Annotated in this window: 14 protein-coding genes; 7 read left to right on the top strand and 7 right to left on the bottom strand. The window is 44.3% G+C overall.

Annotation, left to right across the window (positions count from 1 at the left end; all coding sequences use genetic code 11):
* Positions 1-20 precede the first annotated feature (20 nt).
* Genes mfd through hisD form a run of 3 tightly spaced genes read right to left on the bottom strand, consistent with a single transcriptional unit; the run spans position 21 to position 5,713 of the window.
* Positions 21-3,566, bottom strand: a complete 3,546-nt coding sequence (mfd, locus tag JWG45_RS14945; RefSeq protein ID WP_205280481.1) for a transcription-repair coupling factor — start codon at positions 3,564-3,566, stop codon at positions 21-23.
* The gene (gene panC, locus JWG45_RS14940; protein ID WP_205280480.1) at positions 3,563-4,417 is read right to left on the bottom strand and encodes a pantoate--beta-alanine ligase; all 855 of its coding nucleotides are present in this window, start codon (positions 4,415-4,417) and stop codon (positions 3,563-3,565) included. Before panC ends, mfd begins: the two co-directional genes overlap by 4 nt.
* Before the next feature lie 15 nt (positions 4,418-4,432).
* Positions 4,433-5,713, bottom strand: a complete 1,281-nt coding sequence (gene hisD, locus JWG45_RS14935; protein ID WP_205280479.1) for a histidinol dehydrogenase — start codon at positions 5,711-5,713, stop codon at positions 4,433-4,435.
* Positions 5,714-5,813: 100 nt separating this feature from the next.
* Between hisD and JWG45_RS14930 the strand changes: the two genes are divergently transcribed.
* Entirely contained in the window at positions 5,814-6,578 is a 765-nt protein-coding gene (locus JWG45_RS14930) for an exodeoxyribonuclease III (RefSeq protein WP_205280478.1), read from the top strand.
* 507 nt (positions 6,579-7,085) lie between these two features.
* Here the strand turns inward: JWG45_RS14930 and JWG45_RS14925 are convergent.
* Positions 7,086-7,340: a hypothetical protein gene (locus tag JWG45_RS14925; RefSeq protein ID WP_205280477.1), complete on the bottom strand. Its 255-nt coding sequence runs from the start codon at positions 7,338-7,340 to the stop codon at positions 7,086-7,088.
* A gap of 216 nt (positions 7,341-7,556) precedes the next feature.
* On the opposite strand from JWG45_RS14925, the gene JWG45_RS14920 reads away from it, so the two are divergent.
* Complete coding sequence (locus JWG45_RS14920; RefSeq protein WP_205280476.1) at positions 7,557-8,240, top strand: class I SAM-dependent methyltransferase; 684 nt, start codon at positions 7,557-7,559, stop codon at positions 8,238-8,240.
* A gap of 37 nt (positions 8,241-8,277) precedes the next feature.
* Complete coding sequence (locus JWG45_RS14915) at positions 8,278-8,664, top strand: DUF302 domain-containing protein (RefSeq protein ID WP_205280475.1); 387 nt, start codon at positions 8,278-8,280, stop codon at positions 8,662-8,664.
* 850 nt (positions 8,665-9,514) lie between these two features.
* Here the strand turns inward: JWG45_RS14915 and JWG45_RS14910 are convergent.
* A complete protein-coding gene (locus JWG45_RS14910; RefSeq protein WP_205280474.1) occupies positions 9,515-9,916 on the bottom strand; it encodes a hypothetical protein in 402 nt (133 codons plus the stop codon).
* A gap of 342 nt (positions 9,917-10,258) precedes the next feature.
* Between JWG45_RS14910 and JWG45_RS14905 the strand changes: the two genes are divergently transcribed.
* Positions 10,259-11,440 carry an AraC family transcriptional regulator gene (locus JWG45_RS14905; RefSeq protein ID WP_205280473.1) on the top strand — a complete coding sequence of 394 codons (1,182 nt, stop codon included), beginning with the start codon at positions 10,259-10,261 and terminating at the stop codon, positions 11,438-11,440.
* A 47-nt stretch (positions 11,441-11,487) separates the two neighbouring features.
* Positions 11,488-12,345, top strand: a complete 858-nt coding sequence (locus JWG45_RS14900) for a sterol desaturase family protein (RefSeq protein WP_205280472.1) — start codon at positions 11,488-11,490, stop codon at positions 12,343-12,345.
* An 86-nt stretch (positions 12,346-12,431) separates the two neighbouring features.
* Here JWG45_RS14900 and JWG45_RS14895 read toward each other — a convergent pair whose 3' ends face one another.
* On the bottom strand, positions 12,432-13,331 hold the full coding sequence (locus JWG45_RS14895) for an alpha/beta fold hydrolase (RefSeq protein WP_205280471.1): 900 nt from the start codon (positions 13,329-13,331) through the stop codon (positions 12,432-12,434).
* 101 nt (positions 13,332-13,432) lie between these two features.
* Between JWG45_RS14895 and JWG45_RS14890 the strand changes: the two genes are divergently transcribed.
* Positions 13,433-14,755 (top strand): glycerate kinase type-2 family protein, encoded by a 1,323-nt coding sequence (locus tag JWG45_RS14890; RefSeq protein ID WP_205280470.1) that lies wholly within the window; start codon positions 13,433-13,435, stop codon positions 14,753-14,755.
* 13 nt (positions 14,756-14,768) lie between these two features.
* Here JWG45_RS14890 and JWG45_RS14885 read toward each other — a convergent pair whose 3' ends face one another.
* Complete coding sequence (locus JWG45_RS14885; protein ID WP_205280469.1) at positions 14,769-15,761, bottom strand: GGDEF domain-containing response regulator; 993 nt, start codon at positions 15,759-15,761, stop codon at positions 14,769-14,771.
* A 137-nt stretch (positions 15,762-15,898) separates the two neighbouring features.
* Between JWG45_RS14885 and JWG45_RS14880 the strand changes: the two genes are divergently transcribed.
* Positions 15,899-16,312 (top strand): hypothetical protein, encoded by a 414-nt coding sequence (locus tag JWG45_RS14880; protein ID WP_205280468.1) that lies wholly within the window; start codon positions 15,899-15,901, stop codon positions 16,310-16,312.
* Positions 16,313-16,351: the final 39 nt, after the last annotated feature.

Genomic DNA, 16,351 nt, shown 5'->3' with positions numbered 1-16,351 from the left:
AGGATTCGGGGTTTGGTCGTCTATACTTTTTTGGAAGGGAGCATTTCCGAAAGAAGAAAGATGAGATAGTTCAATTTTTCCTTTTCCGTTTTTTTTCCGGTCTGAAAAATCAGCACGTTGGGTTCTCTCGGGTTGATCGTGAGTCCGGTTTTTGCGGAAATCAAATGGATGATCTTTTCATTGTCGCCTCGGAAATAAGAACCCGACTTCATCTTGATCTCGTCTTTCATTTCCGCAACGGATTCGAATCCTAGATTGGAAGCGAGAGTTCGAATTTTTTCCAGAAGGATAAACGTTTTTGCATCCTCCGGTGGTTCTCCGAAACGATCCATCATTTCGTTATAAACTTCGTCGATCTCTTCTAAATCCCTGGCGCCTTCAAACTTCTTATAGAATTCGATCTTTTGTCGCGTGTCCGCGATGTAAGTTTCCGGGATAAAAAAATTCGTATTGAGGGTTACGGAAGTTCTGACTTCGACGGCGACTTCCTCACCTTTGATTCTTGCGATCGCTTCTTCGAGCATGTGAACATAGAGATCGAAACCGACTTCCATGATGTCGCCCGATTGTTCTTTGCCGAGAAGATTTCCCGCGCCTCGGATCTCCAAGTCCCGCATCGCCACCTTAAAACCAGATCCGAGTTCCTGATATTCGTAGATCGTATTGAGGCGTTTTTCGGCGAGTTCGGAAACGACCCGATCCTTGGGAAGGAGCAAGTAAGCGTATGCTTTGCGATCGCTTCGCCCCACTCTTCCTCGAATTTGATACAACTGGGAAAGACCGAAAAGATCCGCGCGTTTTACAAACAAAGTGTTCACGTTCGGCATATCGATCCCGGATTCTATGATCGTGGTCGTAACTAAAATTTCATATTTGCGATTGTAAAAATCGAGAAGTGTTTCTTCGATTTCGTCCTCGGTCATCTGTCCGTGTAATACTCCGATGGAAACCTCGGGAACGATTTCATTGAGATATTTCGTTTCTTGTTCGATCGTTTCCACTCGGTTGTAGAGATAAAAAACCTGTCCGTCGCGTTTGATTTCGTTTCGGATCGCTTCCGCGATCAGATCCTCGTCCTCTTCGATCACGTAGGTTTCGACCGACTGACGATTCTTAGGCGGTGTCGCAATGATCGAAAGTTCGCGGATTCCGGTCAGAGCCATGTGAAGGGTTCGGGGAATCGGCGTCGCGGTGAGAGTCAGAACGTCCACGAGATTCTTAAACTTCTTGATCGCTTCCTTGTGGTTGACCCCGAACCTTTGTTCTTCGTCGATAATGAGAAGACCCAGATTTTTCGGTTTCAACTTCGGAGAAAGAATCGCGTGGGTTCCGATGACCATATCTACCTTACCGTTGCTAAAATCCTCAAGGATTGCACGCACTTCGGAAGGACTTTTAAAACGGGAAACGAGCTCCACACGAACCGGATAGTTTTCAAAACGATTCTTAAATGTATTATAATGTTGTAATGCTAAAATCGTTGTCGGGGCGAGCATCATGATCTGGCGCCCGGCGATCGCGACTTTAAAGGCCGCTCGGATCGCTACCTCGGTTTTACCGTAACCGACGTCTCCGCATACGAGACGATCCATCGGACGGGGAGATTCCAGATCCTTTTTGACGGCTTCGATCGCGTCGATCTGATCGGGGGTTTCTTCGTATTCGAACTCGGCCTCGAATTCTTCCTGATAGACCGTGTCTGGTGGAAACGCGTAACCTTGCAATTTGAGACGGTTGGAATACATCAGGACGAGATCTTCCGCGAGTTCTTCGACCGCTTTCTGGACCCGTTCCTTTGTTTTTTTCCAGGTGCTTTTACCAAGGCTATCGAGCCGTGGAGATTCGGTTCCGCCGATATATCTCTGTACAAGAGAAATCTGATCCAGGGGAACAAAAAGAGAATCGCCACCGTTGTATTCGAGTTTTAGAAAGTCTCTTTCTTTCCCGCCGGCATTGGTTCTTTCTATCTTTAAGAACTTTCCGACCCCGTGGTGAATATGAACTACGAAGTCGCCTTCTTTGAGATCGATAAAACTCTGAAGGGCCTTGCTGTTTTGTTTTTTAAAACGAGTCTTCCGTTTGTATTCTCGACCGAAAATATCATTTTCGGATAAGATTAGAATTTTCTGATCTTCGTAGAGAAATCCGTTTCTGAGCTCGGAAAGAACAAGAAACGCGTCCTTTTTTGTTTTACCAAGATGGAACTGAACCGGCTCCGTCGCCTCTTCGTTTAACAAAACGATCCCTTCTTTTTCAAACAAACTCTGAAGACGTTTTGTCTGCGCCTCGAAAGAAGAAGTAAGAATGATTTTCCATCCTCCATCGTTTCGGAGTTCGGCGATTTTTTCCCGAACTTCCCGAATTTTACCCCGAAAGGTCGGGGCTTCCTTAAGAGGAGAAACCAGATCCTGATCGTTTCGAGGAGGAAGACCGTAAAAAGAAACTCCCATCAGATCGCGAAGAACCGCGTGTTCTTCGCCGAAGGATAGCAGTTTTTCCGGAGGCGAACAGAGAACTTCCTTCGAACGTTTTTCAAAAAGGGACGCGTATTCCCTTTCGAGATGAAGCATTCTTTCCTTAACGGAATTGGGAGAAGGAAAAAGAAGAATCGGAGGTTCCGGAAAGTAGGAAAGAATTCCGTGATTGTCACGAACAAGAGGAACGAGTTCCTCATAATAGATTCCGTAGTTTCCGTCCGGGATTTCCGGGATGTGCAAGGAAGGATCCGCGGACTTTAGAAGATTCTGATATTCTTTCTTTTGATCCTCGGAAAGAATGTATTCGTCCGCGGGAAGAAGAATCGCCTTTTTCAGATCGGCGACCGATCTTTGTGTATCGGGATCAAAGGTTCGAATGGATTCGATCTCTTCTCCGAAAAGATCGATTCGAACCGGTTCTGAAGAATAAGAAGAATAGATATCTAAGATTCCGCCCTTAAGACTGAATTCACCGAAGGTTTCACAGACGTCCGCACGTTTGTAACCGAGATCGATCAATTCGATCAGAAGAATTTCGAGATCGATTTCCTTTCCTTTTTCCAAAGTAATCGCGCGACCTTGCATCGTCGTCACAGTGGGAAGCGTTTTTAAAAATCCAGCAACGGAAGTAAAGATGAGCGCGGGTTCTCCGCTCAAAATTCTCGCGATCGCTTTGATGCGTTCCCGTTTCATCTCAGCGGGATAACGAAGATATTCGTAAGGAAGAACTTCCTGTCCGGGCAAATAGACTATATCGCTGTTCGGAAGAAAACTCAAGGATTCCCTGAATAAAAACTCGGCGGCCGTATTGTTTTCGGAAACGACCACGATCGTTCGATTCAATTTATGAAATAAAGAAGAAGCTAATATAGAATGACTTCCGTTTACGACAGAATAAATACTTCCGGTTACGGTTTCGTCCACAGATCCGTTTTGCCGAGTCGCAAAAGAAGCCGAAGCTTTACCGCGGACCTCGGAGGCGCCCTTCGCGGAGGAGAGAGATTTTGCCGCACCATTCTTCTTTTTAGGATGCGGAACTCCGAACGAAGAAAAGAGCTCCTCGCCGACGACCTCAAGAAGATCCTTCATTCGGTGACGCTCAACGTAAGATTGTCGATTAACCGAACCGGCCCGATAAATATCGCGACCGCGAGAAGAACGTTACCAGTCACATCTTCCAAATTTTCCAGAGTATCCGCGTTCAAAACTTCGAGATAATCGATTCTAATTTTTGCGGAAGAATCCAGGACGTCCTTCATGATCTCCCGAACCAGAACCGGATCCTTTACTCCGGAAAGAATCTGAGATTCTCCCAGACGAAGCGCTCTCGAAACCAAAAGAGATTCCTCCTTTTCGGTTTCACCGAGACGCGCGTTACGCGAGCTTAGAGCCAATCCTTTATCCGAACGGATCGTCTCACAACCGATGACTTCTACCCGAAACGCCAACATTTTGCAGAATTCGCGGATGAGAAGATACTGCTGATAATCCTTTTTCCCGAAGAACGCGAGATCCGGTTCCACGAAGTGAAAGAGCCTCGAGATTACAAGAAGAACTCCTTCGAAATGCCCGGGACGTGAAGTCGCGCAAAGATTGTTCATCAGATGTGGAATTTTTAATACGACATCGGGAATCCCGCCCGGATACATCGTTTCCTTATCCGGTAAAAAAACAAGATCCACGTTTTTGGATTCGCAGAGTTTAAGATCTCCTTCCGTATTGACAGGATACTTTGTATAGTCTTCCGGATCGTTGAACTGAGCCGGATTGACAAAGATGGAAACCACGGTTTTATCGGAGCGGGAAACGGATTCTTGAAAAAGGGTTGCGTGGCCTTCGTGCAAAAAACCCATCGTAGGAACAAAACCCACTGTTTTACCTTCTTTTTTCCAGGTGCGGACTTGGACGCTTACTTCTTCGGGGGTTCTACAGATAATCATAAAATTTGAATATTCTCAGGTCCTAATTTGAACGGAAGTTCCGTGTTCTTCGTCCAAACCTTCGAACTCGGAAAGAACTTTCACATGAGGATAGAGTTCCGCAAGGGATTCTTTGGAAACTTCCTGCCACGTAACCCGTTTTAAGAACGTGGAAACTCCGAGGGAGGAATAGATTCTCGCCGCGCCTGCGGTCGGGAGGATATGATTCGTTCCGCTGATATAATCCCCCATCGCCACCGGAGAATAATTCCCCAAAAAAACGGAACCTGCGTGTCTTACTTTTTTGAGATCCTCTTTGTAAGTTCTCGTCTGGATTTCAAGATGTTCCGGAGCAAAAAGATCCGAAAACGCAAAACATTCTTCTAAATTAGGAAAAACGAATATTCTTCCGTTGTCTTCGATGGACTTTCGTTTCATCTCTCCACGTTTCGGACGTTCCCGCAAGGCCTTCTCCACCTCTTTTTGGACGAATTCGGCGAAGGTTTGCGAATTCGTGCAAAGAATCGCGACCGAATCCTCTCCGTGTTCCGCTTGGGATAAAAGATCGGCTGCGACCCACGTAGGATTTGCAGAATCGTCCGCGATCACAAGAACCTCACTCGGTCCCGCAGGACTATCAATTCCGATGACTCCGAGTCCACTCAAATAAACTTTAGCCGCGGTAACGAACTTGCTTCCTGGTCCGATGACAAACTCGGAAGCGGAGATCGTTTCGGTTCCATAGGAGACGGCAGCGATTCCTTGCGAGCCTCCTGCGAGAACGATTCGATCCGCACCGGCGATCTTTGCCGCGGCGACGAGACCGTCCGGAATTTGACCGCCTTGTGGTGGGGTAACGATTTGAACATTTTTCACTCCGGCGAGTTTTGCCGGAATCACTCCCATAAGAATGGTGGAAGGATACAATGCCTTTCCACCGGGAGCGTACACGGAAACGGATTCGACCGCAGTGTGGCGAATCCCAAGACGATTTCCGTTTACAAGAATTTCCTTATCTTCAGGAATTTGAATCCGATGAAAGGCTCTGATATTTTCAGCTGCTTTTTGAAGAGCAGACTCAAGTGCAAGATCGATCTTCGGGTGGAACTTGGAAAGATCCAAAACAAAAGAATCCGGAACGATTCCGTCAAACTTACGAGTGTATTCTCGCAGAGCCTTGTCTCCGTTTTTTTGAACGTCTTCGATGATCGGTTGAACCAAGGACAAGGTGGAACTCAAATCCTCTCGGGCCCGTTTGAGAACCGGATCTAGGATTTCTCGATCTTTCAAACTGACTGGAAGAATTGGAATCGCCATCTGAAAACCAGAATTTCGGAAAGAACTCTTCCTGCATCTGAAATTTACTCAAAAAAAACAATTGCCCGAAGAAAGAATTCGTACAGTTTATCTTTTGCCAATGAAACTCATTTCCCTCAACTGTAACGGAATCCGTTCCTCTCTCGAAAAAGGACTTTCGGAATATATCCGAGAATCCAAACCCGACTTTATCTGTTTTCAAGAAACCAAGGCTATGCAGGATCAGGTTCCAACTTCGCTTTGGGAAGAAGGCGGCTATACCCCAGTTTTCCACAGCGCGGAAAAAAAAGGTTACAGCGGAGTCGCGATTCTTTACAAAAAACCTCCAGAAAAGATCACGATCGGAATCGGCGATCCGTTCTTCGACTCCGAAGGAAGAAGTATCTATTTAGAATATCCTGATTTTGCTCTCTGGAATCTTTACTTTCCATCCGGAACCACCGGGGACGTGAGGCAAGCTGCGAAGATGAAATTTTTAGATCTCTTCCAAAAAGAAGCCGCGAAACGAAAGAGGAAACAGCCCAATCTCATCATTTGCGGAGACGTAAACATCGCACATACGCCGCAGGACATTCATGATCCGAAGGGGAATGCAAAGAGCAGCGGCTTTTTACCGGAAGAAAGAGAATGGCTGACCGGATTTTTGAAACAAGGTTGGGTCGATACGTTCCGCTTCTTGTACCCGGACAAACAAGAATATTCCTGGTGGACCTTTCGCGCAGGTGCGCGCGCCAAAAACAAAGGATGGAGAATCGACTACTTCTTTGTTACCGAAGAATTGAAAAAGAACGTTAAGAGTCAGACTATCTACAGAGAGAAACCCTTTTCCGATCACGCTCCTCTCGTTTTAGAAATAAAACTTTAGAATCCTTTTCGATCGGTGCGATGACTTTTTCAAAATCAAATCCTGCTAAAACTCTTTGGAATCAGGCTTAAAATTCGATCCGGAAAAAACTTGGAAACATGGATCGTTTCCGTGAACGGACTCCCACGCAAATGTGACGGGGAGTTCCCACAGATTTTGTCTCCTTCGCGAGAAGCATCGTTTCCGTGAACGGATCCCCACGCAAATGTGACGGGGAGTTCCCACAGATTTTGTCTCCTTCGCGAGAAGCATCGTTTCCGTGAACGGACCCCCACGCAAATGTGAGGGGAGTTCCCACAGATTTTGTCTCCTTCGCGAGAAGCATCGTTTCCGTGAACGGACTCCCACCCAAATGTGACGGGGAGTTCCCACAGATTGAGGTTTTACAGAAGTTTCCGATTTTATAGGAAAGAAATATCAGGCTGATACTTTTAAATTTAAGAATATTCGAAATGCAGAATATCTCGAAAAGCCGGTTCGTCCCGGCTTCGCGAGTTTAAACAAAAATCATCTTCGACGACGAGGACGATCTTTCATCTGATCCAAATGGGTTTTACATTCTGGGGAAAGTTGAGCTTCGTTTTTCCGAAGACAATCTCTCATGGCTCCTCCTCTACGATCCACGTCCTTGCAGAACTTTTCTCGATCTTCATAACAAGGTTTGCCTTTTTGACTCCAAGAAGGGCTTCCTCCTCCGTTTCCTTGCGCGGAAAGTCCAAGAAGCGAAAGAAAGAAAAAACCGAAGACTAAAATTTTTCTCATAAGATTCTCCTAATAGATTCTCGATAGGCGGCGGGAACAAAGGCTCGCGCTCCTCTTCAATCCGTCCCAAAAACGTTTTCGAATCTTTAGGAAAGATTAACGAATTCCGTTTGTGAGGAGGAGAAAATGAAGAAGAACACGGATCTTAAGAATGGACAAAAAAATAAAGAAAGTCAAATGAGAATTTTGATCGAATCCCGAAATTGAAATTGATAAATGTCAACGGAACGGTCCAATTCTCGATTGAATCAAAAGATAAAACGAAATAAACTGGGAAGTATGAATCCGGAATTTTGGAATCAAAGATACGCGTCCGAAGAATGGGTTTACGGACTTCGAGAAAACGACTTTCTTCGCGAGGAGATATCCCGATTCAAAAAGGGAAGCTCCGTATTGGATTTAGCGAGCGGAGAAGGAAGAAATTCCCTCTTTCTCGCTCGTCAAGGGTTTCAGGTGACCGCAGTCGATCAATCCGCCGTGGGTATGGATAAGCTAAAAAAACAAAGCAGACTGGAAGGACTTTCTGTGACTTGTATCGAGTCCGATGTTCTCGCGTTCCAAACGAATCAAAAATTTGACGCCGTAGTGATAACATTCTTACACCTTTCCCCCTCCCAACGAAAAAAACTGTTTCGAATGTTGCCCTCGTTTCTTTCATCCGAAGGAATTCTTATAGCGGAATGGTTTCACCCGGATCAAAGGGTTAGGAATTATCCAAGCGGAGGACCGGAGGATCCGAATTTTATGGTAACCTTAGAAGAACTTCAGAAAGAATTCGCAAGCGGATGGAGGATATTTCGATTGGAACACGTGGAACGGGATTTAGACGAAGGAGAAAAACACAGCGGACGCGGTTCCGTCGTTCGAATTTCCGCACAAAAAGTTAATTCACATTCCTAAATCATAAAATTAGAATATACCGAAGCAAGGAAAAAAAATGAAATACATCTTGGAAACAAAAAAGAGCGTTGCGAAGTGCGTTCAGGATTTAGAAACCGAAATTGCAAATCAAAAATACGGGGTACTTCATATCCACAATCTAAAAGAAACGATGAAAAAAAAGGGAGTCGATTTTTCGGAAGAATGCCAAATCCTTGAAGTCTGCAATCCTCAAAAAGCAAGCCAAGTCTTAAACGAAAACATGGAAATGAATCTTGTCCTTCCTTGCAGGATCTCCGTGTATTCCGAAAAGGGAAAAACAAAAGTTGGAATGATTAAGCCGACATCTCTTTTAGGACTTTTTTCTGATTCTAAAAAACTCGCCGAAGTCGCCAAACAAGTTGAAGACGACCTGACAAATGCAATTCAAAATTCAATCGTTTGAGAACTTGTCCAAAACGAAGGGTTGGAATCAAAAATTCTTTTTTCTTGAGTGAAGTTTTTAGAGTCAGGTCCTAAGACCCGGAAAAGATTGCTTCTATTCTGAGAAAGCTTGTAACCAAAACGATGGGAGTTCCCACAGATTTCCTCTCTTTCACGAAGAACATTTTTTCCGAAAAACGAAATCCCTCCCAATCTCTGATATAACCTTACCCACAAGTTGTCAGGATCTTCAGATAATTTGTCGGAACTACGACGGTCCTCGGTAAAACTCGCGCGCCCCGCCCAAATTTCGGGTGGTGGGGTGGGTGGCGGAAAAATTCCGGAAACTTTCCTATATCATAAAATCAAACTTTTCGCAAGAAAAAAATATCATGTAGGAACTCCTACAAAAAACCTTTTCTCGTAATAATTCTCGTTGTATCTCCTCTTAAATTGTGGGTAAGGATTATACAATCCACAACAGGAGTATTACATTCTAAATTTAGAATATTCAAATTTAAGAATTCTATCGGAGACGAATTCTTAAATTCTTAGTCAGTAGATCAGGCCTTACATTCCGGGGAAAGATAGAATATGTTTTGAAACAAACACTCGCGTGTGATTTCCTTTTCGGCTCGTTCGTTTTTTTGGGATTTTTTTTCTATCATCGACGCAAGGACCTTCTTTAAGGCTCAAAGTAGACAGATCCTTTCCGTCACTTGGAATTACCGGAGGAAGCAAAAAAAAGTAAGAACCCGGATGAGATCCGCTTTTTCAACAGGTTTCTCTTTCGAAAAATTCTGTTCTCAAAAAACGACGTTTCTAAAACAAAAAAGGGACGGCTCTCGTCCCTTTTCCGGATTCGTCCTTTATCAACTCGCTTTTTTGGGAAATTCAGGAATCTTCCAATCTTTCAAATCCAGGGGAAGTTTTGGTAAGAATTTTTTGACCAACCCGATCGCATCCGACTCAAAAAGAAGAACGTTATCCGTAATTCTTTCCTGAGATTTGGAACGAACGATTTTTTTTTCGGTGATCGTACCGTGAATCAAAATCGGATCCTTCCAAAAAGGAATTCTGATTTCTAAGGTTGCTGACTCCCCTACCGCGTCTCCGTTGAAGCGTTCCAGATTGAGGCTCATAGAAGTGCCTTCCCAGCCGCCGATTTCTGCGGAATAATTTCCGGTCTTGCTATGAACCTCTAAGGGGATGCGTACGGACTTCACCGATTCTTTTACGGAATCTTTGATGTCTTCGATCATTTTTTCGAGCATTTCGCGCCTCCCTTCTAAGGAGAAAAGAACATTATTTTGTCCCATTTGTATGTTCCTATTAGACGTAGTGCGGCGCAACAATAAAACAAAGTTTTTGCCTCGTTACGCTTCTTTCCCGTTCTTCGTATCTATTAAAAACAACTGAATTCATCGGTTTTTTCAGTTTTTCAGTCATTTTTAAATTTAGATGATTATAAATTGGAAAGAATCCGATTCTTAAATCCTCAAGAAATTAAGAATCGCTCCTTTTTAAAGGTCGGACCATTTCTTCTTTTTATAGCGCGAAAAGATCGCTTTTGCTTTCCTTTGCAATTGGACCCTATTACTCTCAGATATATTTCCATGTTCTCTTCTTTACCCGGAAACTTAAATATCCATACGATCCTTTCTGGATTTATCGGTTTTAGTTCCGCCTTGTCCTTTCTCTTTGTGATGGGTGAAATCCCTCTCGCATTCAAAGGTCATCGAAATCGAATTCTTCTCATCCTTTTCCTTTCGGTTTTTATTTTTGAATTCCATGCATATCTTCTTGTCAGCGAATCAATCCGCCATTTTCCCCATCTCTACGCGATTCACATTCCGATTTCCGCCCTCTTCGGTCCGCTGTTACGTTCATACATCTCGGCGCTCTGGGAAGAAGAGAATTCGACACCGATCTTTCGACTTTGGGACTGGATTCCTTGTTTGGGAATTTTTCTAATCCTTGGGCCGTTCTATCTTTCTTCAACCGAGGAAAAATTGCAATGTCTTAGGCTGGCTCAACAAGGTAAGATCACCTGGGAAATACGGATCGGAATCGCTGCCATGTCCATTACACTTTTTGCATATCTTTTCAATATAGTTTGGAATCTTCTACACCGGATCCGTTGGACGACGATCTATTCTCAACCGGAGGTTCGTCTGATTCTTTTTATACTTTCGACTGCGACTGCTTCCTCCTTTTTGGGACTTACGACGAGCATTCGACAAGACGGCGTTCTTCGATTGGAAATTTCTTCCATTCTCGTGGGAATTCTTCTCTGCGGAATCTATATCGTTCGCCAGAGCCATCCCGAAATTTTCAGCGCCGTCAGAAGAATCGTTGAAGACGAGAAAAAATACAAAAACACTCAGCTTCGTTCCGTGGATCTGGATTCTTTGGAAAAAAATCTCCATTCCCTTTTAGAAGAAAAAAAAATCTACAAGGAGGAGAATCTTGGTCTTTCCCGTCTCGCGGAAGAATTGGGAATTTCTCCACACCAACTTTCGGAGTATCTCAATCTGCATCTCAAAAGAAATTTCTTTCAGTTGATCAACGGTTGCAGAATCGCGGAAGCAAAACATCGTTTACTCCACTCTCCCAAAGAAACCGTTCTTTCAATTGCATACGAGGTTGGATTTCAATCAAAGTCTTCCTTTAACGACGCGTTTCGAAAAGAAGTTGGGCTCAGTCCCACTGAGTTCAGAAAAAAAGGCGAATCGAAAGGCCTGATTGATAAGTCAGGTCGTTTTTTTTCGACCGTTTCGACCAAGTCGGACGATTGAATTGGGAAAAAAAGTAAACTTATCTCCAGCAAAAGGAGATTCTTTTCATGAATCCAATCCAGTGTGAGTTAGTTCTAGACTGTGTCCAAAAAATCGGACTCTTTCAGTTTACGATGAATATCCTGCGTTATTATCCGATCGCGGGTCTTGCCTTCTTGATTCTTTACGTCTGGAAAAAGGACAGTTTCCATCGTTTTAGAATTCAAGCCGTATATCCTAAAATCGAAAAGATCAAAAACGAATTCAGACAATCCGCTGTGACCCTTTTTGTTTTTACGATAATCGCGACCACGAACATCGTGAGCGCAAGAATGGGATTGATTCCCAATAACGTCTACTTTGGAGATTACACTTCGAACGGCGGATATCTTTACATGTTTCTTTCCTTCGTATTGATTACGATCTGGCACGAAACCTGGTTTTACTGGGCTCATAGATGGATGCATCATAAGAAGGTTTATTCCCGCGTTCATTCGGTTCATCACCAATCCGTAAATCCTTCCCCGCTCGCGGCGTATCACTTTCACATTCTGGAAGCCTTCTTGGAAGGAATCTATATCGTATTCTTCGTTTTAGTGATTCCGATCCACTTTCACGTGCTTCTCTTTCATACAGTCTACGCGATGGTGATGAATATCTGGTGGCATTTGGGTTATGAATTTTTGCCGAAGGGTTGGGTGAAACATCCGATTCTAAAATGGATCAATACATCCACACATCACAATCTCCATCACCAGAAATTTCACGGAAACTACAGTCTCTACTTTAACTTCTGGGATAGAATTATGGGAACCAACTTTCCCAATTACGAAGAATACTTCGAATCCGTAGCCGACAAACGTTCAGCTCGAGATAATGATTCCGATTCAAAGATCCGTTGGTCGCAAACCCCGGCCGAAGGTTAGGCAAAAAACCGCATCACCCTCCACTTACGAAACCACATTTCTCCGCGCTCGAACGAAATCTAAGAGCGCGGCTTTTTACATTCTTTTTATTTTGTATCTAATTTCAAAAAAGATAATATTTCTTGGGCCACGATCTCAGGCGCCTCGAGAGGTAGAAAATGCCCTGCTTTATTTACTACCTTAAACAATACCCGGGAATAAAATTCAGATTCCAATCCGCGAAATACGTTCGGTGAAATACATTCGTCGTTTTCTCCGCTAAGTACAAGCGTCGGAACCCCGATCTTCTGAAACACGATCTCTCTGCTCGAATTCCAAAGGGAAAAGTTGCTCGGAGTCAATAGACCCCGGTAATAGCCGAGGGCAGTCGATAGATTCTCCGGATTTTTTAAATTCTCCGAAACTTCCCTAAATCTTTCTTCGGGAATTTTCCAACCCGGACTCCAGTCTTCCCAAAGCCTTCGAAGGAGTTCGTTTTTCAAAAGGGCGGATTCCGGAATTCCCGCACGAAGTTGGAAAAATAGAATATACCAGCTTCGTACGATCTGAGAAGGATAGATCCAGAGATTTTTTAAAAAAGTTGGAAGCGGGGGAACAGAAAGAGCGACTAACGTATCCAAGGACGCCGGAGATAGATTCGCCAGTGCATAAGACGCGATCGCACCCCAGTCGTGTCCTACTACAATCGTGTTTTCCGGTTTGTGTTTTGTCTTGAGAGATTCTACGATGAACTTGAGATCTCCTGCGAGTTCGGCGATAGTCACCGTCGGGGAAAATGGAACGTTCGAACCCGAGGAATAACCTCTCATATACGGGGCGATACACGTAAAACCCCGTTCTGCAAAGATTCGCATTAGGTCTTTCATGGAGCCGGCGTCGTCCGGAAATCCGTGGAAGAAGAAGATCAATTTTTTTCCGTTTCCTAAACTCAGGTATTTGTATTCTCTTTCCCCGTTTTTTACGGACGCGGTTTTGATCTCAGACATGAATGCTCCTAATTTTTATAGGCTTTTGTTTTTTAAAGCCTTACGTTGTGTGAGATCCTACATTCGGTTTACAGAACGGATTGTCAAAATAAAATAAGCTCATGTTCCATTTGGATTTTTTAAAACCGCCGGATCCGAAGATGGATTCTCCCGAGTCCATCCTGCTCCATCTCGGAGCTAAAGCGATCCAAGCCTCTCTTCCGCAGGAAGCGGTTTCGAAATCCCTTCGTTCCCTTTCTCTTTCGGGTAACGTGATTTTACTTTCGATCGGAAAAGCCGCTTATCCGATGGCATTGGCCGCGGTGGAAATCTGCAAGGATAGAATTCAAAAAGGACTCATTCTCACCAAATACGGCCACTCAGGAAAACCGATTCCTCCGTTGAAGATTATCGAAGCGGGACATCCGGTTCCCGACAAAAACAGCCTTCTTGGCGGGGAGAAAATTTTAGAACTCTGTTCGGATCTGGGACCGGAAGATACGGTTCTTCTTCTTTTATCGGGCGGAGGTTCCTCCCTGGCTGAAGTTCTCGAGGGCGATCTCACCTTGGACGATCTCGTTTTCTGGAACCAAAGACTTTTGTCGAGCGGAGCCCCGATCCAGGACGTAAACGAAATTAGAACCCTACTTTCTTCTCTGAAAGGAGGAGGACTTTTATCCAGAATTTTTCCCGCAAAGTCCGTGACCTTAATCCTTTCAGACGTGATCGGAGACGATCTTTCCAAAGTTGCCTCCGGTCCGACGATCCCTTCCCGTGTTTCAAAAGATTCTATTTTTAGAATATTCCAACAATACGATTTTGTTCCCGACGCTAAGATTGAAAAAGTATTGATAGAAAAAACAAAAATCCGCGATACCGGATTCAATTTTCAATTCGACCCGAACCGTCACAAGATTTTCTGCGTCGGAAATCTATCCCTCGCTTTGGAAGTCGTTCGAAAAGAATGCGACAATTTAGGAATTCCGATTCTATTCTTAACGTCTTCTTTGTCCTGCGAGGCAAAAGAAGCTGGTTCCTTTTTGGCGGAAATCGCTAAAGAATATTCTAAAATTCTAAATCATCCGCTTTTGATCCTTTGTGGAGGGGAAACCACCGTCACACACGACGGATCGGGAAAAGGCGGAAGGAACCAAGAGCTCGCGCTTTCTTTTGCCAAGAGAATCTCCGGACTTTCAAGAACGTTTCTTTTTTCTCTGGCAACCGACGGAACGGACGGGCCGACCGACGCCGCGGGCGCGCTCGTGGATGGAAACACCTGGGAAAAAATCAGGGCAACAACGGCAAACGACGCAGACCGTCTTCTTAAAGAACATCGTTCTTACGAAGCCTTACAATTCGGAGATGCCCTTGTGAGAACGGGACCCACCGGAACCAACGTAAATGACGTTCAATTTTTGTGGATTTCAGGGAAAGGGAAAGAATAAAGAGAAGTTGAAATCAATCGCCTTGCGGATAAAAACGAAGACAGTTTCTTCCTTCTTCTTTCGCCAGATAAAGCGCTTTGTCCGCTCGTTCTATCAACTCGGTGATCGAGTTTTCGGGACTTGGACTTAGCGTCGCCATTCCAATGCTGACCGTCACAATCGAACTTGTTTTCGATGCTGAATGAGGAACTCGTAGTTTTTCAATTTTTTCTAATATATTTCGACTGACGATCACTGCGTTTGACTCGCTCGTTTCCGGAAGAATCACCGCAAATTCCTCTCCGCCGTATCGAGCGGCTACGTCACCCGCTCTTCTCGCACATTCTCGAATCGCTCCGGAAACCTGTTTCAGACACTGGTCCCCTGCTTGATGACCGTAAGTATCGTTGTAGAGTTTGAAATGATCGATATCGAGCATCAACAAAGCTACGCTATTTCCCGTTCTCCAACAACGTTTCCATTCAGTCGCTAAAACCTCGTCAAAATACCTTCGATTGAAAAGCCCCGTCAGACCGTCGGTTCTCGCTATCGCCAGAAGATAGGCGTTCACTTCCTGGAGTTGATCGGTAAGTTTTTCCAATTCTTTTTCTCGCTCTTTTCGATGAGTCATCTCTTCGAAAAGTCGAAGCGCCGATCTTACTCGCGCCAATAGTTCGATCGAATCAAAGGGTTTGACCACGTAGTCGATCGCACCAGTATCAAACGCTTCCAAAAGAACGCTAGGTTCCTTAAGTGCAGTGATCATAATTACGGGGATGTCTTTGAGTTCCGGCTTTTCACGGATCATTCTTAGAATTTCGATTCCAGTGATACCGGGAAGCAGGATGTCCAAAAGAATGAGGGAAAAAACTTTTTTCGGAGGTTCTTCCGATTTGAGACTCAACCAATCGAGAACCTCGTCCGGAGACTGACTTGTAAGCGTATTCTTGTAACCCGATTTTCTCAGAATTCCCTGCATAAGCATACAATTTTCCTGAGCATCATCTAATATGAGAATCGAATGCATCTAACAAGTAGCTCCCGGGATTATTCAAAAAACGGCACTGGAAGGATACAAAGCTCCCATCAAACACGAATGAAATCAAACGAATTTTTTAAAAACTTCTTGCTCCATTCCACGGATCGGCAAAGTCTAATTCATAAATGAGCAGAAATATAAAACGATGGACTGCTTTTTTGGGAATGCTCGGCTTCACGACCGCGCTTCTTTGTTTTACCATCATGCTCGCCGGTGAAAATTGTCCTGCTTTTCCGATCGTGGAAAAAACCGCCTCTTCCGATCTTCCACCTTGTCACCAGAAGGAAAAATCAACTCACGACGACGAAACGTTGCCGAATTGTTCTTCTTGTCATTTTGAAGTTTCTCAAGAATCGATTCAGCTGAAAACGCCGGATTTACATCCGAATGGGCAAAACGTTCTCTCCGCCTTTTCCGAAGTTTTTTTTCAGGAATTGAAACCGGGTAAAAATTTAGAATTTTCTTTTCTGGAAGCTCGATCCTTCAATCCTCAAAAATTCGTTCTTCTCTCCATCGCGTCGATCCGAATCCTGACCTGATCCAAACGACTTGCATCAATCCCTTTCTTATATTTTAAT

The organism is Leptospira ainlahdjerensis, assembly GCF_016919175.1.
GTDB classification, from domain to species: domain Bacteria; phylum Spirochaetota; class Leptospiria; order Leptospirales; family Leptospiraceae; genus Leptospira; species Leptospira ainlahdjerensis.
Note: the sequence above shows the minus strand (reverse complement) of the source record. Positions and strands in the feature narration are given on the sequence as shown.